The 26,048-nt window shown below is 63.6% G+C and carries 22 protein-coding genes; 6 read left to right on the top strand and 16 right to left on the bottom strand.

The genetic code is table 11. The features are described 5' to 3' along the window. Position 1 precedes the first annotated feature (1 nt). Both ACZ9GA_RS23470 and ACZ9GA_RS23475 read right to left on the bottom strand, forming a co-directional pair. Complete coding sequence (locus ACZ9GA_RS23470; protein ID WP_457360458.1) at positions 2-733, bottom strand: HugZ family pyridoxamine 5'-phosphate oxidase; 732 nt, start codon at positions 731-733, stop codon at positions 2-4. Positions 734-932: 199 nt separating this feature from the next. Next, a complete protein-coding gene (locus tag ACZ9GA_RS23475; RefSeq protein ID WP_457360456.1) occupies positions 933-1,940 on the bottom strand; it encodes a DUF481 domain-containing protein in 1,008 nt (335 codons plus the stop codon). A gap of 105 nt (positions 1,941-2,045) precedes the next feature. On the opposite strand from ACZ9GA_RS23475, the gene ACZ9GA_RS23480 reads away from it, so the two are divergent. After that, on the top strand, positions 2,046-2,402 hold the full coding sequence (locus ACZ9GA_RS23480; protein ID WP_457363664.1) for an MGMT family protein: 357 nt from the start codon (positions 2,046-2,048) through the stop codon (positions 2,400-2,402). 42 nt (positions 2,403-2,444) lie between these two features. Continuing rightward, on the top strand, positions 2,445-3,995 hold the full coding sequence (locus ACZ9GA_RS23485) for an AmpG family muropeptide MFS transporter (RefSeq protein WP_457360455.1): 1,551 nt from the start codon (positions 2,445-2,447) through the stop codon (positions 3,993-3,995). A gap of 128 nt (positions 3,996-4,123) precedes the next feature. On the opposite strand, the gene ACZ9GA_RS23490 is transcribed toward ACZ9GA_RS23485, so the two are convergent. Further along, positions 4,124-4,963, bottom strand: coding sequence for a mechanosensitive ion channel family protein (locus tag ACZ9GA_RS23490; RefSeq protein ID WP_457360453.1), 840 nt, complete (start codon positions 4,961-4,963; stop codon positions 4,124-4,126). A gap of 101 nt (positions 4,964-5,064) precedes the next feature. Further along, a complete protein-coding gene (locus tag ACZ9GA_RS23495; protein ID WP_027976882.1) occupies positions 5,065-5,544 on the bottom strand; it encodes a YajQ family cyclic di-GMP-binding protein in 480 nt (159 codons plus the stop codon). 198 nt (positions 5,545-5,742) lie between these two features. On the opposite strand from ACZ9GA_RS23495, the gene ACZ9GA_RS23500 reads away from it, so the two are divergent. From ACZ9GA_RS23500 to ACZ9GA_RS23510, 3 genes are all read left to right on the top strand, one after another. Next, a complete protein-coding gene (locus ACZ9GA_RS23500; protein ID WP_457360451.1) occupies positions 5,743-6,663 on the top strand; it encodes a putative 2-dehydropantoate 2-reductase in 921 nt (306 codons plus the stop codon). 62 nt (positions 6,664-6,725) lie between these two features. Further along, entirely contained in the window at positions 6,726-8,759 is a 2,034-nt protein-coding gene (locus ACZ9GA_RS23505) for a sensor histidine kinase (RefSeq protein ID WP_457360449.1), read from the top strand. 3 nt (positions 8,760-8,762) lie between these two features. Further along, positions 8,763-9,326 carry a cob(I)yrinic acid a,c-diamide adenosyltransferase gene (locus ACZ9GA_RS23510; RefSeq protein ID WP_457360447.1) on the top strand — a complete coding sequence of 188 codons (564 nt, stop codon included), beginning with the start codon at positions 8,763-8,765 and terminating at the stop codon, positions 9,324-9,326. Between the two features lie 138 nt (positions 9,327-9,464). Here ACZ9GA_RS23510 and ACZ9GA_RS23515 read toward each other — a convergent pair whose 3' ends face one another. From ACZ9GA_RS23515 to secA, 3 genes are all read right to left on the bottom strand, one after another. Next, entirely contained in the window at positions 9,465-10,409 is a 945-nt protein-coding gene (locus tag ACZ9GA_RS23515; RefSeq protein WP_457360445.1) for a Nudix family hydrolase, read from the bottom strand. A gap of 112 nt (positions 10,410-10,521) precedes the next feature. Continuing rightward, positions 10,522-11,739: a bifunctional glutamate N-acetyltransferase/amino-acid acetyltransferase ArgJ gene (gene argJ / locus ACZ9GA_RS23520; RefSeq protein ID WP_457360444.1), complete on the bottom strand. Its 1,218-nt coding sequence runs from the start codon at positions 11,737-11,739 to the stop codon at positions 10,522-10,524. Positions 11,740-11,856: 117 nt separating this feature from the next. Beyond that, positions 11,857-14,595, bottom strand: coding sequence for a preprotein translocase subunit SecA (gene secA / locus ACZ9GA_RS23525; RefSeq protein ID WP_457360442.1), 2,739 nt, complete (start codon positions 14,593-14,595; stop codon positions 11,857-11,859). A gap of 286 nt (positions 14,596-14,881) precedes the next feature. Here secA and ACZ9GA_RS23530 point away from each other — a divergent pair, with 286 nt between their 5' ends. Continuing rightward, entirely contained in the window at positions 14,882-15,340 is a 459-nt protein-coding gene (locus ACZ9GA_RS23530) for a DUF721 domain-containing protein (RefSeq protein ID WP_457360440.1), read from the top strand. A 264-nt stretch (positions 15,341-15,604) separates the two neighbouring features. Here ACZ9GA_RS23530 and lpxC read toward each other — a convergent pair whose 3' ends face one another. From lpxC to murD, 9 genes are all read right to left on the bottom strand, one after another. After that, complete coding sequence (lpxC, locus tag ACZ9GA_RS23535) at positions 15,605-16,516, bottom strand: UDP-3-O-acyl-N-acetylglucosamine deacetylase (protein ID WP_008365412.1); 912 nt, start codon at positions 16,514-16,516, stop codon at positions 15,605-15,607. Positions 16,517-16,628: 112 nt separating this feature from the next. Then, positions 16,629-17,822 (bottom strand): cell division protein FtsZ, encoded by a 1,194-nt coding sequence (ftsZ, locus tag ACZ9GA_RS23540; RefSeq protein WP_027976873.1) that lies wholly within the window; start codon positions 17,820-17,822, stop codon positions 16,629-16,631. A gap of 54 nt (positions 17,823-17,876) precedes the next feature. Beyond that, complete coding sequence (ftsA, locus tag ACZ9GA_RS23545) at positions 17,877-19,136, bottom strand: cell division protein FtsA (RefSeq protein ID WP_027976872.1); 1,260 nt, start codon at positions 19,134-19,136, stop codon at positions 17,877-17,879. A 14-nt stretch (positions 19,137-19,150) separates the two neighbouring features. Continuing rightward, positions 19,151-20,020, bottom strand: a complete 870-nt coding sequence (locus tag ACZ9GA_RS23550) for a cell division protein FtsQ/DivIB (RefSeq protein ID WP_455923501.1) — start codon at positions 20,018-20,020, stop codon at positions 19,151-19,153. Between the two features lie 4 nt (positions 20,021-20,024). Continuing rightward, a complete protein-coding gene (locus ACZ9GA_RS23555) occupies positions 20,025-20,984 on the bottom strand; it encodes a D-alanine--D-alanine ligase (RefSeq protein ID WP_457360437.1) in 960 nt (319 codons plus the stop codon). After that, the gene (gene murC / locus ACZ9GA_RS23560) at positions 20,981-22,435 is read right to left on the bottom strand and encodes a UDP-N-acetylmuramate--L-alanine ligase (protein ID WP_457360436.1); all 1,455 of its coding nucleotides are present in this window, start codon (positions 22,433-22,435) and stop codon (positions 20,981-20,983) included. The genes ACZ9GA_RS23555 and murC overlap by 4 nt, the downstream gene beginning before the upstream one ends. Continuing rightward, entirely contained in the window at positions 22,428-23,498 is a 1,071-nt protein-coding gene (murG, locus tag ACZ9GA_RS23565; protein WP_457360434.1) for an undecaprenyldiphospho-muramoylpentapeptide beta-N-acetylglucosaminyltransferase, read from the bottom strand. Before murG ends, murC begins: the two co-directional genes overlap by 8 nt. Beyond that, positions 23,488-24,702 carry a putative lipid II flippase FtsW gene (gene ftsW / locus ACZ9GA_RS23570; protein WP_455923505.1) on the bottom strand — a complete coding sequence of 405 codons (1,215 nt, stop codon included), beginning with the start codon at positions 24,700-24,702 and terminating at the stop codon, positions 23,488-23,490. The genes murG and ftsW overlap by 11 nt, the downstream gene beginning before the upstream one ends. Further along, the gene (gene murD / locus ACZ9GA_RS23575) at positions 24,699-26,045 is read right to left on the bottom strand and encodes a UDP-N-acetylmuramoyl-L-alanine--D-glutamate ligase (RefSeq protein WP_457360432.1); all 1,347 of its coding nucleotides are present in this window, start codon (positions 26,043-26,045) and stop codon (positions 24,699-24,701) included. Before murD ends, ftsW begins: the two co-directional genes overlap by 4 nt. Between the last annotated feature and the right edge of the window lie 3 nt (positions 26,046-26,048).

The raw sequence follows: 26,048 nt of genomic DNA on the forward strand, positions 1-26,048 counted from the left end.
TTCAAGCCTCGACCTGTCCAATCGTCGGCCAGACCTGGGCATGGGCCAGGGAAACCAAGGCATGGCGCACCTCCAAAGGAGTGTTACAAGGCTTTTCAAAGGCCAGCCAATACAGGGCCTGGCCGATGCGCAGGTGCATGCCTTCGCTGTCCACGCCGGCCAGTTGCGCCGGCACGTCCGCCGGCAGCCCCGCCAGTTCCACGTAGTGGGCAATGGCTTTGGCGTGGTCGGCGTTCATGTGCTCGACCATGCCGGTTTCGGCCTGGCCCACGAAGGGGTTGGCCAGGGTGAGCTGGTCCAGCCAGTGAATGGCGCCGAACCCGCCGATGTAGCGGTGGCGCACCGGCTCCAGCACCCAGAAGTCGAAGTCATGGGCGCTGTGGTAGTTGGCTGAATCGGGGAAATAGCGGTAATAGCGCTGGGCGGCGGCCTCGATGGCCGACTCGTCCACCAGCTTGCGCGCTTCGGCCAACACGGTCAGACGGCCGACCGCCTGCACGTCCTCGGCACCGCGCTCGCCTACCAGCAGCGAGCACTTGGGGTCCTTGAGCAGGTTGTGGGTGTGCTGGGCGATGCGGCTGATGAGGATCAGCGGCTGGCCGTTGGCGTCCAGGCAGTAAGGCACCACCGACCCGAAGGGAAAGCCCGGCATGGACTTGGAGTGGGTGGACAGTACGCCGCGGTACTCCTTGAGCAGCAGTTCGCGGGCCTGACGCTGGGCTTTGGCAGTCACCTTGAGCACCTTTGATCGATATATAAGGAAGGCTCAAAGGTAAACATTGGCGAGGGGGTTGTCACCTGGCGTCGGCTAGCCACGCACTGTAGCCGCTGCCGCAGGCTGCGCTGGCCCTGGAGTACACTGAAAATCTTCAGGTTACATAGGGCCAGCGCAGCCTGTGGCAGCGGCTTCAGGTTCAGCGTGTGGCGCGACGTTACCAGGCCACGCCGAAGCCTGCGGTATAGCGGCTGGTATTAAGGTCAGCATTGCTGGAGCCGGTCACCATGTCCTTCTCGTACTTGAGGTTCAGCGAGGCCCACTGGGTGACCTTGTAGCGCAGCCCCACTTCCGAATCCAGGCTGTAGTCGGCCACGCCGCTCAGCGGCTTGCCCACTTCGCCGTTGGTGAAGAACTCCACGGTCTTGCCGATCAGGAAACGGTTGTAGGCCCACTTCACACCCACCGAATAGAAGTCCGACTTGGCGCCGTCGGAATATTCATAGGTGCTGTGGTTGAGCAGCGAACCCAGCGAGAACGCGCCCAGTTCGTCATCCCAGAACTGGTAGCCCGGACCGGTACCGACGGTGCGTTGCTTGGACAGGTCTTCGACGAAGTCGCGCTTGACGTTCACGCGGCCCTGCCAGTACCACTTGTCGGTGATGAAGCGGTCCAGTGCGTATTCGGCGTTCCAGTTGTTGGTGCCGATCACGCCGTCGGTGGCTTCGCGGTTGTACTCGGCATCGGCCGTGTGGCGCCAGCGGCCGCTGCGCGCGCTGGTCTTGAAGGCCAGGTTGTAGTCGTCGGTGTTGGTGTCGGCGCGCTTGAAGTCCAGCGCGGCATCGACGTTGCCCTTCCACACCAGGTCCTCGACCACAGGCTTGGGCTTGATGATCTGCTGGATACTGGCCAGCTCGACGGTCTTGGGCGCTTCGCCGTTCTGCAGGGTGACCTTGCCATCATCCGAAGGCTTGAGCGACTTGGCCTTCTCGCCGTTGTACGCATCCTGCTTCACCAGCAGTTCCTGGTCGCTCTCCAGGGTCTTGACCTGTTTCCAATCCAGGGCGACGGAGCCACCATAGGGGGTATCCAACATCAGTTTGCCGCCGTCGAACACCGTGATCTTGCCGGTCAGGCGGTCGCCGTTCTTCATCCAGACGGTGTCGGCGAGGGCGGTGGTTGAGGCGCTGGCAATGGCAAGGCACAGTAGAGTTCTGGACAACATAAGCGGATTCGGGCTCGGCATTTTGAAAGAAGGCGGGCAATCATCCGGATGAGAAGCCCTCGCGCAAGGACAGACCGACAGATGACAGATGAGTTCAGTAAGCAAATGCAACCGTTTGGTGACATTGGGCCCGTGGATGCGGCTGCCGAGCGGCGCACGGCGCTGTACGTCGTACTGTCGCAAGTGCCCGAAGGCAAGGTGGTAACTTACGGCCAACTCGCGGAAATGGCGGGCTTGGGCCGTGCAGCACGATGGGTGGGGCGCACCCTCGGCCAGCTACCTGAAGGCAGCCAGTTGCCATGGCACCGGGTGATAGGTGCCGGTGGTCGGATAAGTCTGGCGGCGGGCACCGTCGGGGGTGAGGAGCAGCGGGCCCGGCTGCGTGCCGAGGGTGTATATTTCATGAATAATCGCGTGGATATACGTCGCCATGGCTGGCGCCCCATGGACCCTAACGGTTAGAGTGCGCGCTTTGTTTTCGTAAACTGAGGCAGATTCCAGCCCATGCCCCGTAAAACCTGGCGCGCCGCGCTCGCCGCATATGCCAGCCCTTCGACGCTTGTCCTGTTGCTGCTCGGTTTCGCCGCCGGCCTGCCGTACATGCTGGTGTTCTCCACCCTCTCCGTCTGGCTTCGTGAAGCGGGCGTGGCCCGTGAGACCATCGGTTATGCCAGCCTGATCGGCCTGGCGTATGCCTTCAAGTGGGTGTGGTCCCCGCTGCTGGACCAATGGCGCCTGCCATTCCTGGCCCGGATGGGCCGTCGCCGATCCTGGCTGGTGCTGGCGCAATCGCTGGTGATCATCGGCCTGATCGGCATGAGCTTCTGCGACCCGCAAAAACACCTGTCCTGGCTGATCGCAATTGCGGTGATGGTGGCGTTCGCCTCCGCCACCCAGGACATTGCGGTGGATGCCTACCGCCTGGAAATCGCCGAGGACAACACCCAGGCCGCGCTGGCCGCCAGCTACATGGCCGGTTACCGCATCGCCGCGCTGCTGGCCACGGCCGGCGCGCTGTTCTTCGCCGAGGCCTTTGGCTCCACCGGCTATGCCTACATGCACAAGGCCTGGGCCGGCACCTACATGCTGTTCGGCGTGCTGATGGTGCCGGCACTGATCACCACCCTGGTGATGCGCGAGCCGTCGGTGCCACTGCGCACGCAACTGTCCGCCGGGCGCTACAAGTTCGGCCACCAGCTGGTGTCGGTGTTCGTGCTGATCATCCTGCTGATCTCCGTGCCGGCCATGTTCACCCAGCTGTACAACACCGACTTCGCCAGCGTGATCTTCCACGGCGAAAGCGTGCTGGACCTGCTGCTGACCGACCGCGCCTTCCTGCGCGCCATCCTCTACATCATCCTCACCGCCCTGTGCCTGTCGTCCATGGGCCGCCGCGGCCTGGCGCCGGTGCTGACCCCGGTCAGCGACTTCGTGCTGCGCTACCGCTGGCAGGCACTGCTGCTGTTGGGGCTGATCGCCACCTACCGCATGTCGGACACGGTGATGGGCGTGATGGCCAACGTGTTCTACATCGACCAGGGCTTCACCAAAGACCAGATCGCCAGCGTCAGCAAGATCTTCGGCCTGATCATGACCCTGCTGGGCGCCGGCTTCGGCGGCCTGCTGATTGTGCGGTTCGGCATTCTGCCCATCCTGTTCATCGGCGGCGTGGCCTCGGCGGGCACCAACCTGCTGTTCCTGATGCTGGCGGACATGGGCCCGAACCTGAAGATGCTGATCGTGACCATTTCCCTGGACAACTTCAGTTCAGGCATGGCCACCTCGGCGTTTGTCGCCTACCTGTCGAGCCTGACCAACCTGAAGTTCTCGGCGACGCAATACGCGCTGCTGAGCTCGATCATGCTGCTGTTGCCGCGCCTGATTGGCGGGTATTCGGGGGTGATGGTGGAGAAATTCGGGTATCACAATTTCTTCCTGATCACGGCTGTGCTGGGTGTGCCGACGCTGTTCCTGATTGCCTTGCATTGGCATCAGGAGAGTCGTGGCAACCGGATGGAAGCGGTGGAAGAAGAGGTGGCAGCGGAGAAGCCTTGATACCGTGTTGCCCGCTTCCCGAGCTTCGCCCGGTCCCACATCGAACCCTGTGGGACCGGGCGAAGCTCGGGAAGCGGGCAACACAGATCCCTGCCAAGAAAAAGCCCCTTCAACAGGGGCTTTTTTTGTTACTGGGCGGCTTCGGACACCACCCGCACCACACGCTGCGGGAACGGTATGTCGATGTTCGCCGCACGCAGCCGGTCGCGAATCTCGGCGTTGATCATGTTGGTCACGCCACCCATGTCGGAGGTGTTGACCCAGCAACGCAGCGACACGGTGATCGAGCTGTCGCCCAGGGTCGACACCACGGCCTCGGGCGCCGGGCTCTCCAGCACGCGCGGATCCTTGGCCAGGTCCAGCAGGATTTCGCGGGCCTTCTGCAGGTCGGCATCGTAGTCCACGCCGATGTCGTAGGTGATCTTGCGGGTCGGCTGGCGGTTGGTGTTGGTGATGATGCCGTTGGACAGCGGGCCGTTGGGCAGGATCACGGTCTTGTTGTCACCGGTGCGCAGCACGGTGTGGAAGATCATGATGTTGTCCACGGTACCCTGCACGCCCTGGGCTTCGATCCAGTCGCCAATGCGGAACGGACGGAACAGCAGAATCAGCACCCCACCCGCGAAGTTCGCCAGGCTGCCCTGCAACGCCAGGCCCACGGCCAGGCCGGCGGCACCGATGGCGGCGACGAAAGACGTGGTCTCGATGCCGATCATCGACGCCACGCTGACGATCAGCATGATCTTCAGCGCGATGTTGGCCAGGCTGCTGATGAAGCCTTGCAGCGCCAGGTCGGCGTTGCGCAGGGCCAGCAACTTGCCCACCCGCAGGGTCAGCTGGTTGATCAGCCACCAGCCAATGGCCAGGGTCACCACGGCCAGCAGCACGCGGCTGCTGTACTGCATGATCATCGGGATCCAGGTTTGGGACTTCTGGACGAGTTGGTCCACTTCTGCGTTTACATCCATAAGGGCTCTCCTAATGCCGATTGGCGCAATCGATTCACCCGCGCCACGGGGGTGGGACGCCGCAAGCCCCCGTCAGGTTCCCTGCGACGTTCCCCGGGCACTCAGTCGCGGAAGTTGTTGAACTGCAGCGGCATGTCGAATTCCTTGGCGCGCAGGGCAGCGATGGCTTCCTGCAGGTCGTCGCGCTTCTTGCCGGTGACGCGCACTTGCTCGCCCTGGATGGCGGCCTGCACCTTGAGCTTGGCGTCCTTGATGTGCGCGACGATCTTCTTCGCCAGCTCCTTGTCGATACCTTCGCGCAGGGTGGCTTCCTGCTTCATTACCTTGCCCGAGGCATAGGCGTCTTTGACTTCCAGGCACTTCACGTCGAGCTTGCGCTTGACCAGCGCCAGCTTGAGGATCTCGATCATGGCTTCCAGCTGGAATTCAGCCTCGGCGGTCAGGGTGACGGTCAGTTCCTTGAACTCGATGGTGCCTTTGCCTTTCAGGTCGTAGCGGCGGTCCAGTTCCTTGACGGCGTTTTCCACCGCGTTGGTGACTTCGTGCTTGTCCAGCTCGGACACTACGTCGAACGAGGGCATGTAAAATTCTCCAAAAAAAACGGCGCAGCTCGGTACAGATGGAGCACGCCTGGCTTGACGGTTAAAATGCCGGGTCATTATAACGGTTGCCAGCACTGCACAACGCCCCTTCATGCGCGAAGTTGGTCCCATGCGGCGGCAGATTGCCTTCCCACGACACGAGACACCTATGTCGAACCCCGATCCGGTACGCAACTGATGCAACGTACGCCTTGGCACATTCTGGGCGCCGGCAGCCTGGGCACCCTGTGGGCGTGCCGCCTGGCGCGCCAGGGCCTGCCCGTGACCCTGATGTTGCGTGATGCGGCGCGCCTGGCCAGTTATGCGGCCGCAGGCGGCCTGACGCTGATCGAGCAGGACGTCGCCCACCGCTACCCCATGCCTGCCGAAACCTTCGACAGCCAGGCACCGATCAAGCGACTGCTGCTGGCCTGCAAGGCCTACGATGCCGAACAGGTGGCGGCGCGCCTGGCCCCGCGCCTGGCCGAAGGCGCTGAAGTGATCCTGCTGCAGAACGGCCTGGGCAGCCAGGACGCGGTGGCCGCCGCCGTGCCCCACGCCCGCTGCATCTTCGCCTCCAGCACCGAGGGCGCGTTCCGCAGCGGCGACTGGCAGGTAACCTTTGCCGGCCATGGTTTCACCTGGCTGGGTGACCCGGCCAATCCCCAGTCGCCTTACTGGCTCAATGAGCTGAGCGACAGCGGCATCCCCCATCAGTGGACCGCCGACATCCTCACCCGCCTGTGGCGCAAGCTGGCACTCAACTGCGCCATCAACCCGCTGACCGTGCTGCACGACTGTCGCAACGGTGAGCTGCAACAGCACCCGGCCCAGGTCGCGACCCTGTGCGCAGAGCTGGCGGAATTGCTCGAGCACTGCGGGCAGCCCGAGGCGGCGGTCAATCTGCTGGAGGAAGTGCAGCGGGTAATCCAGGCCACGGCAGCCAACTTCTCGTCCATGCACCAGGACGTCGCCCGCGGCCAGCGCACCGAAATCAGCTACCTGTTGGGGTACGCCTGCGCCGCCGCCGAGCGCCACCGTCGCAGCCTGCCGCACCTGCAACAACTGCACGCACAACTGGTCCAACACCTGCAGGCCCTGGGCCTGCCCAGCACCTGAAGCCCTGTCGCGCTTTGATACACTCAAGGTTGAAAGCCTTTTCCACAGAGACGGACCTGCCGATGCCATTGCGCCAGCGCCTAGAAAACCTGCCGGTGGGGCAAAAACTGCTCGCCGCCCTGCTGGTGTTGCTGACCACCGTGCTGCTGGTCGCCAACCTTACCTTCATCAGTGCCGCCTACTGGATCTCCCAGGAAAGCATGGCGCCCCAGGCCCTGCAGACCATCGGCAAGCTGGTCACCAACCCGGCCCTGGCCATCGAGGCGCTGGACTCGCCGCAAAGCGCCCAGGCGTTGCTGGAAGAGCTCAACAGTTACTCGCCCCTGCGCGCCGCGGCGGTGTATGACAGCGACGGCAAGCTGCTGGCACAGTTGCAGCATGGCCAGTCACTGAAGGTACCCGAGCATTACCGCGCCATGGAAAAGTGGCGCCAGACCGAATTTCGCAGCACCCAACTGGTCAACCTGCCGCGCAGCGGCAAACCGTCGGGGCACCTGCTGCTGGTGGCCAGCAGCGAGCTGCCCATGGCCTTCTACACTGGCACGCTCACCGCAAGCCTCGGCATCCTGGTGTTCAGCGTGCTGCTGTGGCTGATCATCGCCCGGCAGATCAAGCGCCTGATCACCCAGCCCATCTACCAGCTTGAAGAGCTGTCGCGCCAGGTCACCCGCGAAGAGAACTACGCCCTGCGCGCCGCCCCCGGCAACCATGACGAGATCGGCAGCCTGGCCGAGGCGTTCAACACCATGCTGTCGCGCATCGAAGCCCGCGAGCAACAGCTCAAGCGCGCCAGGGACGACTCCCAGGCCGCCTATGACCAGGCCCAGGGCCTGGCCGAGGAAACCCGCCACACCAACCGCAAACTCGAGCTGGAAGTGCAGGTGCGCAGCAAGATCGAGAAGAAGCTCACCGGTTTCCAGAACTACCTCAACAGCATCATCGACTCCATGCCCTCGGCGCTGATCGCGCTGGACGAGCAGCTCTACGTGACTCAGTGGAACCAGGAGGCCAGCGCGCTCTCCGGCACGCCGCTGGACGAAGCCCTGAACCAGCCGATCTTCCTCGCCTTCGAGCCGCTCAAGCCCTTCCTGCCGCAGCTCAAGACCACCGTGGAGCGCCACACCGTGGCCAAGATCGAACGCGTGACCTGGGTCAAGGACGACGTTGCCCACCATTACGCCCTGACCTTCTACCCGCTGATGGGCGGTGCCGGGCGCGGTGTGGTGATCCGTATCGACGACATCAGCCAGCGCCTGTCGCTGGAAGAAATGATGGTGCAGTCGGAAAAAATGCTGTCGGTGGGTGGGCTGGCCGCCGGCATGGCCCACGAGATCAACAACCCCTTGGGGGCGATCCTGCACAACGTGCAGAACGTGCGCCGCCGCCTGTCCGCCGACCTGCCTCGCAATGTCGAAGCCGCCGCCGAGGCCGGCGTCGACCTGGCCACGGTCAACCTGTACCTGCACAACCGCGAGATCCCGCAACTGTTGGACGGCATCCAGCAAGCCGGCGCTCGCGCGGCGAAGATCGTCACCCACATGCTCAGTTTCAGCCGCCGCAGCAACCGCCAACTGGCGCCGTGCGACCTGCCCGCGCTGATCGACCAGGCCGTGGAAATCGCCGGCAATGACTTCGACCTGGCCATCGGCTTCGACTTCAAGGGCCAGAACATCATCCGCCAGTTCGACCCCAACCTGGGCCCGGTGCCCGGCACGGCGAACGAGCTTGAGCAGGTGCTGCTCAACCTGCTGAAGAACGCCGCCCAGGCCATCCACCAGCGCCCCGAAGGTGCAGAGCCCGGGCGCATCACCCTGCGCACCCGGCTGAACCCGCCGTGGGCGGAAATCCAGGTGGAGGACAACGGCGTGGGCATGCCCGAGCAAGTGCGCAAACGTACCTTCGAGCCGTTCTTCACCACCAAGGAAATCGGCCAGGGCACCGGGCTTGGGCTATCGGTTTCCTATTTCATCATCACCAACAACCACAAGGGGCAGATGGAGGTGCAGTCCACCCCGGGCCTGGGCACCTGCTTCACCTTGCGCCTGCCCCTGATCGCCAGCACCGTGCCGGCCACCCTCTTGACCTCGGAGACATAAGACATGGGCTTTCGCCTGTCAAAGATCTACACCCGTACTGGCGACAAAGGCGAGACGGGGCTGGGCGACGGCCGCCGCGTGGGCAAGGACCACCCGCGCGTGGAAGCCATTGGCGAGGTCGACACGCTTAACAGCCAGCTGGGGCTGCTGCTGGCCGGCTGTGCCGAGGATGCACGCCTGGACGAGGTGGTTGAGGCCTTGGCGCCGTGCCAGCACCGCTTGTTCGACCTGGGGGGTGAGCTGGCGATGCCGGCCTATCAGGCGTTGAATGCGGCGGAGGTGGAGCGGCTGGAGCAGGTGATCGACCTGTGGAACGAGGAACTGGGGCCGCTGGAGAATTTCATCCTGCCGGGCGGTTCTGCGCTGATTGCCCAGGCCCACGTGTGCCGCAGCCTGGCGCGTGGTGCCGAGCGGCGCTGTCAGCATTTGAATGCGGTGGAGCCTTTGGGGGGTGTGGGGCTGGCCTACATCAACCGGCTGTCGGACCTGTTGTTTGTGGCGGCGCGGATTATTGCGCGGCGTCAGGGGGTGGCGGAGATTCTCTGGCAGCCTGCGGCAAAGCCCTGACACCGCCGACGCGTAGCCGCTGCCGCCAGGCTGCGCTGGCCCCATGCCTCACTGAAGATCTCCAGGGGGCATGAGGGCCAGCGCAGCCTGGCGGCAGCGGCTACGTGATAGCGGGGTGCGCGATGGTGGCGTGCGGGATCAGGGTTGCGGCCAGAACGCGCGGATGCCCGCCACGCCCTGCGCACCAAGGTCCCACGCACGCTGCTTGTCCGCCGGCCCCACGCCACCGAGCAGAAACACCGGGTAGTTGAAGCCTGCGATCAACTCGGCAGCCGTTTCCCAACCCAATGGCTGGGCATCAGGATGCGTCTGAGTCGGCTGCACCGGCGACAGGGTGACGAAGTCAGCACCCATCTGCTGCGCCAGCGCCAGCTCTTCCGCGTTGTGGCACGACGCCGCCAACAACCGCTCACGCGGGAACGGACGGCCCTTGCTGGCGTACTTGCGCAGTTGCTCGGCGGTCAGGTGCCAACCCGCCGAAGGGAAGTCCCCCAGCCACTCCAACGGCCCCTTGAGCATCAGCTGCGCCTTGCCGGCGCACAAACCCACTGCATCCACCGCCAGGTCACGGTATTTCGGGTCGTAGCCGTTGGGCGCGCGCAGTTGTACCAGGCGCGTGCCGTTGGCGATGGCTTTTTGAATGCCGCGCAGCAGCTCTGGGGTTTCCAGGCCATCGGGGGTAATCAGGTATTCGCTGGCCAGGCCGGCCGCCTTGACGATCGGGCGGTTGGCTTCGGGGAATTCGTAATTGGGCAACTCACGAGCGGTGACCCACGCCAGCGGCTGGCCCTCGGCACCGTGGGGCTCGCCGGTGAAGGCCGAGACTTCCCAGACGTCCAGCAATACCTGCTTGTCGGGGTAGTCGTGTTGCACCTTGATCAGCGGGCGCGCTGCGGTGACGGTGATGGCCAGTTCTTCAGCCAGTTCACGGGCCAGCGCCACACGCACGCTTTCGCCCTCCTCCACCTTGCCACCAGGGAACTCCCACAGGCCGCCCTGGTGCTGAGTGTCGGCACGCCGGGCGATGAGGATACGGTTGTCTGCGCCGCGGATGACGGCGGCGGCTACATGAATGCGTTTCATGGGTACTCCAGTATCCTGTAGCCGCTGCCGCCAGGCTGCGCTGGCCCCCGCGTACGCTGGAGATCTCCAGTGAAAGGCAGGCCCAGCGCAGCCTTCGGCAGCGGCTACGGGGTTACGTACGGTATTCGGCGTTGATTTTCACGTATTCGTGGGACAGGTCGGTGGTCCAGATGGTTTCGCTGCAGTCACCACGGCCCAGCTCGATACGAATGGTGATTTCTTCGCGCGCCATCACCGCAGAGCCCTGCTCTTCGGTGTAGGTGGCCGAACGGCCGCCACGGCTGGCGATGCACACTTCACCCAGGTACACGTCGATCTTGCTGACGTCCAGCTCCGGCACGCCGGCACGGCCGACGGCGGCCAGGATGCGGCCCCAGTTGGGGTCGGAGGCGAACAGTGCGGTCTTGATCAGCGGCGAGTGGGCCACGGCGTAACCGACGTCCAGGCACTCCTGGTGGTTGCCGCCGCCGTTCACCTGCACGGTGACGAACTTGGTAGCGCCTTCGCCGTCACGGACGATGGCCTGGGCCACTTCCATGCACACTTCGAACACGGCTTTTTTCAGCGCGTCGAACAGCTCGCCACGGGCTTCGGTGACTTCCGGCAGGTTGGCCTGGCCGGTAGCGATCAGCATGCAGCAGTCGTTGGTGGAGGTGTCACCGTCGATGGTGATGCGGTTGAACGACTTGTTGGCACCGTCCAGGATCAGGTCCTTGAGCACCGCCGGGGCGACCTTGGCGTCGGTGGCGATGTAGCCGAGCATGGTGGCCATGTTCGGGCGGATCATGCCCGCGCCCTTGGAAATGCCGGTGACGGTGACGGTCACGCCATCGATCACGAACTGACGACTTGCACCCTTGGGCAGGGTGTCGGTGGTCATGATGCCGGTGGCGGCAGCCGCCCAGTTGTCCACCGACAGATCGTCCAGGGCCGCCTGCAGGGCGCCTTCGATCTTCTCGACCGGCAGTGGCTCACCGATCACGCCGGTGGAGAACGGCAGTACCGCGCTGGCGTCAACGCCCGCCAGCTTGGCCAGGCTGGCGCAGGTGCGCTCGGCCGCAACCAGGCCAGGCTCGCCGGTACCGGCGTTGGCGTTGCCGGTGTTGGTCAGCAGGTAACGCACAGTGCCCTGCACGCGCTGCTTGGCGATGATCACCGGCGCGGCGCAGAACGCATTCAAGGTGAAGACACCGGCCACGCTCGAACCTTCAGCGCAGCGCATCACGACCACATCCTTGCGCCCAGGGCGCTTGATGCCCGCCGAAGCGATACCAAGCTCGAAACCAGCCACCGGGTGCAACGTTGGCAAAGGACCCAGACCAACAGCCATGTGAACACTCCTGCTAAGACGGACGCCGTGTTCCAGCACACGGCGCTAACGATGGAAAAACGCCGCGACGGCTGGAAGCCGGTCGCGGCGCGGATGTTTCAGGTCAGAGCCGGATCGTCAGTTGATCTGGCCGTGACAGTGCTTGAACTTCTTGCCCGAACCACACCAGCACAGCTCGTTGCGGCCCAGCTTCTGGTCGTTGCGCACGGGGGCTGCGGCCAGGGCGACGTCTTCGCCTTCCTCGGCTACCAGCTCAGGGGCTTCAAGGCCAGGTGCCTCGGCGTGTTCGAACTGCATGCGCGCAGCCAGTTCCTCGGCTTCGCGGCGCAGGCGTGCTTCTTCCTCGACCGGATCTTCGCGGCGAACCTGCACGTGCGACAGCACGCGGATGGTGTCGCGCTTGATCGACTCCAGCAGTTCCTGGAACAGGGTAAACGACTCGCGCTTGTATTCCTGTTTTGGGTTCTTCTGGGCGTAGCCACGCAGGTGGATACCGTGACGCAGGTGGTCCATGGTCTGCAGGTGATCTTTCCACAGGTCGTCCAGCACGCGCAGCAGGATCTGCTTCTCGAAGGTGCGCAGGGCATCGGCGCTGGCCTGCTCTTCCTTCTCGTTGTAGGCCGCCAGCAGCTCGGTGAGCAGCTTCTCGCGCAGGGTTTCCTCGTACAGGTGATCGTCTTCGTCCAGCCACTGCTGGATTGGCAGCTTCACGCCGAAGTCGCTCAGCAGGGCCGCTTCCAGGCCGGCCACGTCCCACTGCTCAGGCAGCGACTGTGGCGGGATGTGGGCGCTGACGGTGCTGTCCAGCACTTCCTGACGGAACTCGGCAATGGTGTCGCCGATGTTCTGCGCAGCCAGCAGGCTGTTGCGCATGTGGTAGATCACTTTACGCTGTTCGTTGGCAACGTCGTCGAACTCCAGCAATTGCTTGCGGATATCGAAGTTACGGCCTTCAACCTTGCGCTGCGCCTTTTCGATGGCGTTGGTCACCATGCGATGCTCGATGGCCTCGCCGGACTGCATGCCCAGGGCCTTCATGAAGTTCTTCACCCGGTCAGAGGCGAAGATGCGCATCAGGCTGTCTTCCAGCGACAGGTAGAAACGGCTCGAACCGGTATCACCCTGGCGGCCGGCACGGCCACGCAGCTGGTTGTCGATACGGCGCGATTCATGACGCTCGGAAGCGATCACGTGCAGGCCGCCCGATTCCAGCACTTGCTGGTGGCGTTTCTGCCAGTCGGCCTTGATCTGGGCGATCTGCTCGGGGGTAGGGTTTTCCAGGGACGCCACTTCCACTTCCCAGTTGCCGCCCAGCAGGATGTCGGTACCACGACCGGCCATGTTGGTGGCGATGGTCAGTGCACCCGGGCGACCGGCCTGGGCGATGATCTCGGCTTCCTTCTCGTGAAACTTGGCGTTCAGCACCTTGTGCTCGATGCCTTCCTTGTTGAGCAGGTTGGACATGTGCTCGGAAGTTTCGATGGTGGCAGTACCCACCAGCACAGGGCGGCCCTGGGCCATGCTTTCCTTGATGTCGGTGACGATGGCAGCGTACTTCTCGTCCGCGGTCAGGTAGACCAGGTCGTTGAAGTCCTTGCGCGCCAGCGGCTTGTTGGGTGGGATCACCATGACCGACAGGGTGTAGATCTGATGGAACTCGAACGCCTCGGTGTCAGCGGTACCGGTCATGCCGGACAGCTTGTTGTACAGGCGGAAGTAGTTCTGGAACGTGGTCGAGGCCAGGGTCTGGCTCTCGGCCTGGATGTTCAGGTTTTCCTTGGCCTCGATGGCCTGGTGCAGGCCTTCGGACAGGCGACGGCCCGGCATGGTGCGGCCGGTGTGCTCGTCGACCAGCAGGATCTGCCCGTCCTGGACGATGTATTCGACGTTGCGGTTGAACAGCTTGTGGGCGCGCAGGCCGGCGTAGACGTGGGTCAGCAGGCCCAGGTTGTGCGCCGAATACAGGCTTTCACCCTCGGCCAGCAGGCCGACGCGGGTGAGCATCTCTTCCACGAACTGATGACCGGCTTCGTTCATTTCCACCTGGCGAGTTTTCTCGTCCACGGTGTAATGACCGGCCTTGGTCACCTGGCCTTCCACTTCCTCGATGTGCTGCTCAAGGCTTGGGATCAGGCGGTTGATCTCGGTGTACAGCTTGGAGCTGTCCTCGGCCTGGCCGGAGATGATCAACGGGGTACGGGCTTCGTCGATGAGGATGGAGTCGACTTCGTCGATCACGGCAAAATTCAGCTCGCGCTGGAATTTCTCTTCCAGGCTGAACGCCATGTTGTCGCGCAGGTAGTCGAAACCGAACTCGTTGTTGGTCCCGTAGGTGATGTCGGCGGCGTAGGCAGCGCGCTTTTCTTCAGGCGGCGCGAAAGGCGTGACGACGCCCACGGTCAGACCGAGGAATTCGTACAGCGGACGCATCCAGTTGGCGTCTCGACGGGCCAGGTAGTCGTTGACGGTGACCACGTGCACGCCCTTGCCGGACAGTGCGTTGAGGTACACGGCCAGGGTTGCGACCAGGGTCTTGCCTTCACCGGTGCGCATTTCGGCGATCATGCCTTCATGCAGCGTCATGCCACCAATGAGCTGGACGTCGAAGTGGCGCATTCCCATGACACGCTTGCCGGCTTCACGGCAGACCGCGAAGGCTTCTGGCAGAAGCTTGTCGAGGGTCTCGCCTTTTGCCAGGCGGGCCTTGAACTCTGCGGTCTTGGCGCGCAGCTGCTCGTCCGAGAGGGCCACCATCTGCTCTTCGAAGGCATTGACGATCTGTACCGTCTTGAGCATGCGTTTGACTTCACGCTCGTTCTTGCTTCCAAAAAGTTTTTTTAACAAAGGCGCAAACATATCGGCAGGATCTTCCACACGTAGGGATGGAGGGCGGCCCCGTGAGTCGCCCGTGCAGCCCTCATGGCCGCATGCGAACGAGCATTCTACCCGGAAACGGCGAGGAGGAAAGTGGCGTTATTTCCACGATGCTGGCACAGCGCTTTGACGGGGCTTTTTTACAATAAGGGCTTTTTTCCCAACTTCAACCCATCCGGTGAAGAAGTTATGTAACCGAACGGGTGATTGCGGCTCGAAACAGGCGGTTTCTGCTACCATGGCGGCTCTGTAACTTCAGGTTTCCCCTATGGCCTTCCGCCCCCTCCCCGCCCGGGCGCCCGGCGTTTTGCTGCGCGAAGCCAAGCCTCTCAAGGCCCTGTTCAGCCAGGCACAACGCCTGTCGCACCTGCAGCGACTGTTTGAAAGCCAACTGCAGCCGGCCGCACGCGAACACTGCTATGTGGCTTCGTGGCGTGAAGGCTGCCTGCTGCTAATTGTCACTGATGGCCATTGGGCTACACGCCTGCGTTATCAGCAGAAGCGCCTGCTGCGTGATCTGCAGGCCTTGCCAGAGTTCATCAACCTGACGCGCATCCTGTTCAAGGTACAGCCGCCCACGGTGCAGCGCAGCACGGGCAGCCGCAGCATCGATCTGTCGGCGCAGTCGGCGGAGAATATCCAGTCCACGGCTGAAGGCATTACTGATCCTGGCTTGCGCGCGGCGCTGGAGCGGCTGGCGGCGCATGCGGGCAAGCCAAAGGGGTGAGGTGGGTGGTGGCCTTTTCCCGGGCAGAGCCCGGTCCTACACCGGTCGCGGCAGTGGTGTCAGTTAAGCAAAGCGGTCCGCCTTTGGAGGCTCAAGGATAATCCTGCGGTGCCGCCAAAAGCTGTACGCTTTGCCTATCTGACACCCATGGCCCGACCGGTGTAGGACCGGGCTCTGCCCGGGAAGCAGGCACCACAAATCCCAAGCATAAAAAAGGCCACCCGAAGGTGGCCTCAAGAACATCTAGAGAAGAGAGTGTTCGACTTACACTGCCGCCACGGGACGCATGTAAGAGATCGGTGCCGTACTGGCATCTTCGAAAGTCACCACTTCCCAGGCATCCTTCTGCTCGATGAGCTTGCGCAGGAGCTGGTTGTTCAGCGCATGGCCGGACTTGAAGCCACGGAACTCACCAATCAGGCTATTGCCCAGCAGGTAGAGGTCACCGATGGCGTCGAGGATCTTGTGCTTGACGAATTCGTCTTCGTATCGAAGACCGTCTTCGTTCAGCACGCCGTCCTTGTCCACGACGATTGCGTTTTCAACGCTGCCGCCGAGTGCGAGGTTGTGCTTGCGCAGGTACTCGATGTCACTCATGAAACCAAAGGTACGGGCGCGGCTGACTTCCTTCACGAAGGACGTGCTGGAAAAGTCGACGCTTGCACTTTGGGTGCGGTTGCGGAACACCGGGTGGTCGAAATCGATCTCGAAACTCACCTTGAACCCGTCGAAGGGCACGAAAGTGGCGCGCTTGTCGCCATCTTCCACGGTCACTTCGCGCAGGATGCGGATGAACTTCTTGGCTGCGTCCTGTTCTTCCAGGCCGGCAGATTGAATCAGGAATACGAAGGGTCCTGCACTACCATCCATGATCGGGACTTCGGACGCGGAGAGCTCGACGTAGGCGTTATCGATGCCCAGGCCAGCCATGGCCGAGAGCAAGTGCTCAACCGTGTCTACCTTGGTATCGCCGTTGACCAGAGTGGTCGACATCGTGGTCTCGCCGACATTTTCCGCTCGCGCAGGAATCTGCACCATTGGATCCAGGTCGGCACGACAGAAAACGATGCCAGTATCCACGGGTGCCGGCTTGAGGGTCAGGTATACCTTCTCCCCAGAGTGCAGGCCTACACCGGTGGCACGGATAATATTCTTCAGGGTGCGTTGTTTAATCATGGCATTGGCCGCTTCAGCGCAAATTGCGAACTGGTATCAACAAAGGCTGGCGATAATAGCAGACCCGGCCTTTGCTGAACACCAATCACCTTCATAGCCCTGATAAATTCCATCAATCAGCCTGACGACGCAGGAATGCCGGGATGTCCAGGTAGTCCAGATCGTCTTGCGGGTTGAGCTTGGCAGCCTGTGCCGCGCCTGCGTGTGCCTGATTGCGCATCACGGTAGGACGGTCCAGGTCGCGGTAGTTCACCGACGGCTGTTCCTGACGAGCGGGCGCCTGTTGGGCGACTGCTTGCTGGGAAGCGGCTTGCAGGGTGTTGTCGATGACCTTCACAGGTTTCTCGATCTTGGCACCCAGGCCGGTGGCAACCACGGTCACGTGCAGCTCGTCGCGCATATCCGGGTCGATAACGGTACCCACCTTGACCATCGCGTGGTCGGAGGCGAACGCTTCGATGATGCTACCCACGTCGGAATACTCACCCAGCGACAGGTCTGGACCTGCGGTGATGTTCACCAGGATGCCGCGGGCGCCCTGCAGGTTGACGTCTTCGAGCAGCGGGTTGCGGATGGCCGCCTCGGTCGCTTCACGCGCACGGTTCGGACCGCTGGCGCAGCCGGTGCCCATCATCGCCATGCCCATCTCGCTCATCACGGTACGGACGTCGGCGAAGTCGACGTTGATCATGCCTGGACGCTTGATGATGTCGGAGATACCGCGAACGGCACCGGCCAGTACATCGTCAGCCTTGGCGAAGGCCGACAGCAGGCTTGCATCCTTGCCCAGGATGGTCAGCAGCTTCTCGTTGGGGATGGTGATCAACGAGTCGACGCTTTCGGACAGCGCGCGGATGCCTTCATCGGCGATCTGCATGCGCTTGCGGCCTTCGAACGGGAACGGACGGGTCACGACCGCAACGGTCAGGATGCCCATTTCCTTCGCCACTTCGGCAATGATCGGCGCAGCACCGGTACCGGTACCGCCACCCATGCCGGTGGTGATGAAGACCATGTTGGTACCGACCAGTACTTCGGCGATACGCTCGCGGTCTTCCAGGGCCGCCTGACGGCCGACCTCAGGGTTGGCGCCAGCGCCCAGGCCCTTGGTCACGCCGGTGCCCAGTTGCAGGATGGTACGCGCGCCAATGTTTTTCAGGGCTTGAGCATCAGTGTTGGCGCAGATGAATTCGACGCCTTCGATGTTGCTCTTGACCATGTGGTTGACCGCGTTGCCGCCGCCACCACCCACACCGATAACTTTGATTACCGGGCTTTGCGGGATGTTGTCTACAAGTTCGAACATGTTCCCTCTCCTTTCTCTAGTTTTAGCGCCTACTACAGCCAATGAATCTGAAACTCAGAAATTGCCTTGAACCCAACGTTTCAATCTTTCCAGCACGGGTGCCTTGGGTTCTTCGCCATAACTGTTGTTGCTGTTACCCAGACCGGTCAGGGTGGTGCCATCGTTCTGCTTCTGCAGCCCGTACATCAGCAAGCCCACGCCGGTGGAGTAAATCGGGTTGCGCACTACGTCGGCCAGGCCGCGCACCGAATGCGGCACGCCCAGGCGTACCGGCATGTGGAAAATTTCTTCGGCCAGTTCAACTGCGCCTTCCATCTTCGACGTACCGCCAGTCAGCACGATGCCGCCGGGGATCAGGTCTTCGTAGCCGCTGCGACGCAGTTCGGCCTGGATCAGGGTGAACAGCTCGTCGTAGCGCGGCTCGACCACTTCGGCCAGGGCCTGGCGCGACAGCTCGCGCGGCGGACGGTCGCCCACGCTTGGCACTTTGATGGTTTCGCCGGCACCGGCCAGCTTGGCCAGGGCGCAGGCGTAGCGGATCTTGATCTCTTCGGCGTACTGGGTCGGGGTACGCAGCGCCATGGCGATGTCGTTGGTAACCTGGTCGCCCGCGATCGGGATCACCGCGGTGTGGCGGATGGCGCCTTCGGTGAAGATGGCGATGTCGGTGGTACCGCCACCGATGTCCACCAGGCACACGCCCAGCTCTTTCTCGTCGTCAGTCAGCACCGAGTAGGCCGAGGCCAGTTGCTCGAGGATGATGTCGTCGATCTCCAGGCCGCAGCGGCGCACGCACTTTTCAATGTTCTGCGCAGCGTTGACGGCGCAGGTCACCACGTGGACCTTGGCTTCCAGACGCACGCCGGACATGCCCAGCGGCTCGCGCACGCCTTCCTGGTTGTCGATGGAGTAGTCCTGCGGCAGGGTGTGCAAGACCCTCTGGTCAGCCGGGATGGCCACGGCCTGGGCAGCGTCGAGCACGCGCTCAAGGTCAGCGCTGCTGACTTCGCGATCACGGATCGCCACGATGCCGTGGGAGTTGAGGCTGCGGATGTGATTGCCGGCAATGCCAACGAACGCCGAGTGGATACGGCAGCCCGCCATCAGCTGGGCCTCTTCCACCGCGCGCTGGATCGATTGCACGGTGGACTCGATATTCACCACTACGCCCTTCTTCAGGCCGCGCGAAGGGTGGGTACCGATCCCGACGATATCCAGCGAACCGTCATCCGCGACTTCGCACACCAGCGCCACCACCTTGGAGGTGCCGATGTCCAGACCGACGATCATTTTCCCGCTTTGCACGTTTGCCATGGTCCTGCCTCTTCTTAATTCTTCGCGACGGCGGCTTGGGCCGTCGGCTGCGCATTCGGATCACGCCAGGCCACGGCCAGGCCGTTGGCGTAGCGCAGGTCGATGCTTGCGATATTCGTGATCTGGTCTTTCAGTGTCTTGTCGTAAATGGCAATGAAACGGCGCATTTTCTCGACGAGGTGGTCACGCCCCAGCAACAGTTCGATGCCAGGACCTGCGCTCCCTGCGCCGGTGGTGAGGAACCAGCTGCCACGCTCACGCAACTCCAGGCGCACGATGGAAAAGCCCATCGGCCGCAGCATCTGGCTGAGCACCTGATACTGCTGCATCACCTGTTGCTGGGCACGCTGCGGCCCCACCAGTTGCGGCAGGTGCTCGTAGTTGGCCAGCTCGCGTGGCGCGAACGCCTCACCCTGGTTGTTGAGCAATGCCGAGTCCCCCCAACGGGCCACGGGCAATTGCTCTTCCAGACGGATCACCACCTGGTCAGGCCATACGCGGCGAACTTCGGCGTGGGCGATCCACGGCATCTGTTCAAGCTCGGTGCGCATGCTGGTCAGGTCGATGGTGAAAAAAGTCGAGGCCACGTACGGGGCGATGCGCTGCTGCACCGCCTGCTGGCTGATGTAACTCAGGTCGCCCTGCACGTTGATCTTGGTGATCGGCCGGTCGGCGTAGGGCATCAGGTAAATGGCGCCCTCGTAGGTACCGACGCCCAGCACCACCAGCAACACCGGCCAGAACAGCTTCTTCAGGAAGCTGAAATTGGCCTTGCGTACCCGTGCGCCCATGGGCTCTTGCGCCACCATACGGCTGGCGCCACGGGGCACCGGCTTGTTGCGGCCGGGTGCGGGTTGCTGATGACGAAGCGTCGCGCCGTTCATGGGTTTACCCTCGCGCCTCTACGCTGTCGGCCAGGATCGCCAGCACCAATTGCTGGAAATCCAGACCGGCAGCGCGAGCTGCCATGGGGACCAGGCTGTGGTCAGTCATGCCTGGGGCCGTGTTGACTTCAAGCAGCCAGAAACGCCCCTGCTCGTCCTGCATGACGTCGGTGCGTGCCCAGCCGGCAATGCCGATGGCTTCACAGGCACGTGCCGTGAGGTCGATCAGCTCTTGTTCGCGGGTAGCGTCGAGGCCGCACGGGATTCGATACTGGGTATCGTTGGCCACGTATTTGGCGTCGTAGTCGTAGAACGAGTGCGAGGTGCCCAGGGCGATAGGCGGCAGGACCTGGCCACGCAGGGTCGCGATGGTGAACTCCGGACCTTGAATCCATTGTTCCACCAGGACTTGCGAATCGTAGGTGCTGGCCGCTTTCCATGCGCCGATCAATTCTTCGACGCTGGACACTTTGGCCATACCGATACTTGAACCTTCATGGGCCGGTTTGACGATCAAAGGGAAGCCCAGTTCCGTGCCCGCGGAAATACAGTCGGCTTCGCTGGCCAATACCGCGTGATGCGGCGTGGGCAGGCCCAGGCTTTGCCACACCTGCTTGGTGCGCAATTTGTCCATCGCCAGCGCCGAGGCCAGGATGCCGCTGCCGGTGTACGGAATGTTCAGGCACTCCAGCAGGCCTTGCATGCTGCCGTCTTCACCGCCACGGCCGTGGAGGATGACGAAGGCGCGGTCGATCTTCTCGCTTTGCAGGCGCGCCAGCAGGTCGTCGCCCACGTCCAGGCCGAAAGCGTCCACGCCCGCGCTTTGCAGGGCTTCAAGCACGGCAGCGCCGGACTTCAGCGAAACCTCCCGCTCGGCGCTCTTGCCGCCGTAAAGCACGGCCACGCGCCCGAAGTCTTTCGGGGCGATGGTCGATAGCAGGGAGGATGAGGTACTGGCTGTCATTTCAATTTCCCCTCGCCGGCCTTTTCAGCGGCGAACAACGGACTTTTCAGTAATTGCGGGGCGAGCCCGCCAATGTCGCCGGCGCCCTGGCACAGCAGGATGTCGCCGGCACGCAGCAGTGGCTTGACCAGAGGGGCCAGTTCCACGCCACGCTCGATATAGATCGGGTCCAACTGGCCGCGCTGGCGGATGCTGTGGCACAGCTGGCGGCTGTCGGCACCCGGGATAGGCTCTTCGCCGGCGGGGTAGACCTCCATCAGCAGCAGCACGTTGGCGTCGGCCAGCACCTGGACGAAATCGTCGTACAGGTCGCGGGTACGGCTGTAGCGGTGCGGCTGGTAAACCATCACCAGGCGGCGCTCCGGCCAGCCACCGCGCACGGCGCGGATGACGGCGGCCACTTCGGTGGGGTGGTGGCCGTAGTCGTCGACCAGCATCACGCTGCCGTCTTCCACCGGCAGTTCGCCGTACACCTGGAAGCGTCGGCCCACGCCCTGGAAGCCCGACAGGCCCTGCACGATGGCCTCGTCGGTGACGCCTTCATCCGTGGCAATGGCGATGGTGGCCAGGGCGTTGAGCACGTTGTGGTTGCCGGGCATGTTCACCGACACGTTCAACGGCTCGCGGTCGCGGCGCAGCACGGTGAAGTAGGTCAGCATGCCTTCCTGACGGATGTTGATGGCGCGCACGTCGGCTTCTTCGCTGACACCGTAGGTCAGGGTCGGACGGGCGATCTGCGGCAGAATCTCGCGCACCACCGGGTCGTCCAGGCACACCACGGCCAGGCCGTAGAACGGCAGGTTGTGGAGGAAGTCGACGAAGGTTTTCTTCAGCTTGTTGAAGTCGCCACCGTAGGTCGCCATGTGGTCGGCGTCGATGTTGGTGACCACGGCCACCAGCGGCTGCAGGTGCAGGAAGCTGGCGTCGCTTTCATCGGCTTCGGCGATCAGGTAGCGGCTGGTGCCCAGCTGCGCGTTGGTGCCGGCGGCGTTCAGGCGGCCACCGATGACGAACGTCGGGTCCAGGCCACCGGCGGCGAACACCGAGGCGATCAGGCTGGTGGTGGTGGTCTTGCCATGGGTACCGGCCACGGCGATGCCGTGACGGTAGCGCATCAGCTCGGCCAGCATCTCGGCGCGCGGCACCACGGGGATGCGACGCTCAAGCGCCGTGGCCACTTCCGGGTTGGAGGTGTTGACGGCGCTGGACACCACCAGCACGTCGGCGGTGGCGGCGTTCTCGGCGCGGTGGCCGATGAAGATCTGCGCGCCGAACGACTGCAGGCGCTCGGTGACGGCCGACGCCTTGAGGTCGGAGCCCGACACCTGGTAGCCCAGGTTCAGCAGCACTTCGGCGATGCCGCACATGCCCACGCCGCCGATGCCGACGAAGTGGATGCGACGGATGCGGCGCATTTCCGGTTGTGGCATGGCTTTCTGATTCTCAACCATGGGCCACCTCCAGGCAGACGTCGACAACGGTACGGGTTGCATCGGGCTTGGCCAGGCGGCGTGCGGTGCTCGCCATGGTGTTGAGTTTTTCCGGTTGCATCAAAACCTCGTTCAGGCGTTCAGCCAGCTCGGCTGCGCCGGTTGTCGCTTGTGGCATCAGGAAGGCAGCGCCTTCGCGGGCCAGATATTCGGCGTTTCGCGTCTGGTGGTCGTCGATCGCATGGGGCAAGGGCACCAGCACCGAGGCCAGGCCCGCTGCGGCCAGCTCGCTGACGGTCAGTGCGCCTGCACGGCACACCACCATGTCGGCCCAGCCGTAGGCTTGGGCCATGTCCTTGATGAACGGCGCCACTTGCGCCTCGATCCCGGCCTCGCGATAACGCTGGGCGGTGATTTCATCGTGTTGCTTGCCGGTCTGGTGGAACACCTCGGGGCGAATGGCCTCGGGCACCAGCGCCAGTGCGGCAGGAATCAGTTTGTTCAGGGGCTCGGAGCCCAGGCTGCCACCGGTGATCAGCAGGCGCGGCCGGCGACCGGCCAGGGCCTGGCGCGGGGTTTCCAGGAACAGCTCGGGGCGCACCGGGTTGCCGGTGGTGCGACGCTTGGCCGATGCCCCGAAGGTGTTCGGAAAGGCCTCGCAGATGCGTGCGGCCAGCGGCGCCAGCAAACGGTTGGCAGTACCGGCCACGGCGTTCTGCTCGTGGACGATCACCGGCACGCCGCACAGGCGCGCGGCCAGGCCGCCGGGGCCGGTGACGTAGCCACCGAAGCCCACCACGCACACAGGCTTGAGCGTGCGCATGATCGCGCGCGCCTGCAGCAACGCGCGTACCAGTACGAACGGGGCCTTGAGCAGCGACAGCTTGCTCTTGCCGCGCAGGCCGGCGACGTTGATCAGGTGCAGCGGCAGGCCGGCCTGCGGGACCAATTCGTTTTCGATGCCGCGCGGGGTGCCCAGCCAGTGCACGGTGTAGCCACGGGCCTGGAATTCGCGCGCGCAGGACAGCGCCGGGAACACATGCCCGCCAGTGCCGCCTGCCATGATCACTACGTTACCGGCCACGGGCAGGCTCCTCGGCGAAGTCGCTCTCGTTGAACTCGGTTTCTTCACTGCCCAGGTGCGTGCGACTCTCCCATTCGATGCGCAGCAGCAAGCCCAGGCAGGCACAACAGATCACCAGCGAGCTGCCCCCGTAACTGAGGAACGGCAGGGTCAGGCCCTTGGTGGGCAACAGGCCGACGTTCACGCCGATGTTGATCAGGAACTGGCCGATCCACAGGAACGACAGGCCGTAGGCCATGTAGGCGGCGAAAAATTGCTTGCTGCGCTCGGCCCATACGCCGATGTACATGCCGCGAATACACACGAACACGAACAGCGCCACGGTGCACAGCGAGCCGACCACGCCCAGCTCCTCGGCCAATACCGAGAACACGAAGTCGGTGTGCGCTTCAGGCAGGTAGAACTGCTTCTGCACGCTGTTGCCCAGGCCTGCGCCCAGCCAGCCACCGCGACCGAAGGCGATCAGTGCCTGGGTCAGCTGGTAGCCGGAACCGAACTGGTCGGCCCACGGGTCGGTAAAGGTCGTCAGACGCGCCATGCGGTAGGGCTGCGCCTGCACCAGGATGAACACCGCAGCCACCGCCAGCACCACCATCAGGGCGAAGCGGAACAGGCCCACGCCACCCAGGAACAGCATGGCCGCCGCAGCGCCCATCATGACCACGGTGGCACCGAAGTCAGGCTCCATCAGCAGCAGCACGGCCATGGGCAGCAGCACGATGAACGGCTTGAAGAAGCCCATCCAGGTTTCGCGCACTTCCTTCTGCTGACGGATCAGGTAACCGGCCAGGAAGATCACCACGAACACCTTGGCGATTTCCGAAGGTTGCACGTTGAACGCGCTGAAGCCGATCCAGCGCATCGAGCCGTTCACCTCGCGGCCGATGCCGGGCACCAGCACCAGCACCAGCAAGCCAAAGGCGCCCAGCAGCATCAGCCAGCCCAGGCGCTGCCAGGTGGCGATCGGCACCATCATGGTGACGCCGCAGGCGCCCAGGCCCAGCACCAGGTACACCAGGTGACGGATCATCATGTACAGCGGGTTGCCCGATTGCACGGCGGCCACTTCGGACGACGCCGAAGTGATCATCACCAGGCCCAGGCCCAGCAGTGCCAGGCAGCCGGCCAGCATCGGGAAATCGACGTCAATGCCGCGACCGGTGATCAGCGGCGACGGGTATGGCTTGATCACGCCAAAAATCATGACAAGCCCTCCACGGCCTGGGCGAACAGGCGCCCACGCTCTTCATAGTTCTTGAACATGTCCAGGCTTGCGCAGGCCGGCGACAGCAGCACGGCGTCACCGGGCTGGGCCAGGGCGGCGCATTGTGCGACGGCTTCGTCGAGGGTCTTGACCCGCACCAGCGGCACGTCGTCGCCCAGCACATCGGCGATCAGTTCAGCGTCGCGACCCAGCAACACCACGGCGCGGCAATGGGCAGCCACCGGCGCTTTCAGGCCGGAGAAATCGGCCCCCTTGCCATCGCCACCAGCGACCAGCACCAGCTTGCCGTCGATGTCGGCACCCAGCCCTTCGATGGCCGCCAGGGCAGCACCGACGTTGGTGGCCTTGGAGTCGTCGTAGTAGCTCACGCCGTTACGCTCGCGCAGCCATTGGCAGCGATGGGCCAGGCCTGCGAAGGTGCGCAGGGTGGCCAGCATCGGCTCGAACGGCAGGCCCACGGCGTGGCCCAGGGCCAGCGCAGCCAGGGCGTTGGCCTGATTGTGCGAGCCACGAATCTTCAATTCGCTGACCGGCATCAGGTTCTGGAATTCGAAGGCCAGGTATTTCTGGCCATTCTCTTCACGCAGGCCAAAGGCCTTGAAATCCGGCTTGTTGAGGCCGAAGGTCCAGCACGGCAGGCCCTCGCCCATCAGCGGACGGGTCAGGGCGTCCTGGCGGTTGTACACCACCTGGCGCGCGCCACGGAAAATCCGGTGCTTGGCCAGGTGATAGGCCGGCAGGCCGCTGTAGCGGTCCATGTGGTCTTCGCTGATGTTCAGCACGGTGGCCACTTCGGCGTTGAGCTGATCGGTGGTTTCCAGCTGGAAGCTGGACAGCTCCATCACGTACAGCTCGACGTCGTCGGCCAGCAGGTCCAGGGCCGGAGTACCCAGGTTGCCGCCCACGGCCACGCGCTTGCCGGCCGCGGCGGCCATGTCGCCCACCAGGGTGGTGACGGTGCTCTTGGCGTTGGAGCCGCTGATGGCCACGATGGGCGCCTGCGCGTTACGCGCGAACAGCTCGATGTCACCCGACAGTTTCACGCCACGGGCGGCGGCCTGCTGCAAGGCAGGCGTGGCCAAGGCCAGGCCGGGGCTGACGTACAGCTCGTTGGCGCGGCACAGGAAATCCACGTCCAGCTCGCCACAACGCACTTCCACCTGCGGGTAGTCACGGCGCAGCGTCGCCAGCTCCGGCGGATTCTCGCGCGTGTCGGCCACGGCAAAGGCAACGCCCCGGCGCGCCAGGAAGCGCACCAGGGACATGCCGCTCTTGCCGAGGCCGACAACGATACGGAATTGGTCAGAAGCGATCAGAGACACTTC

The sequence above is a fragment of the Pseudomonas sp. TE3644 genome, assembly GCF_056278815.1.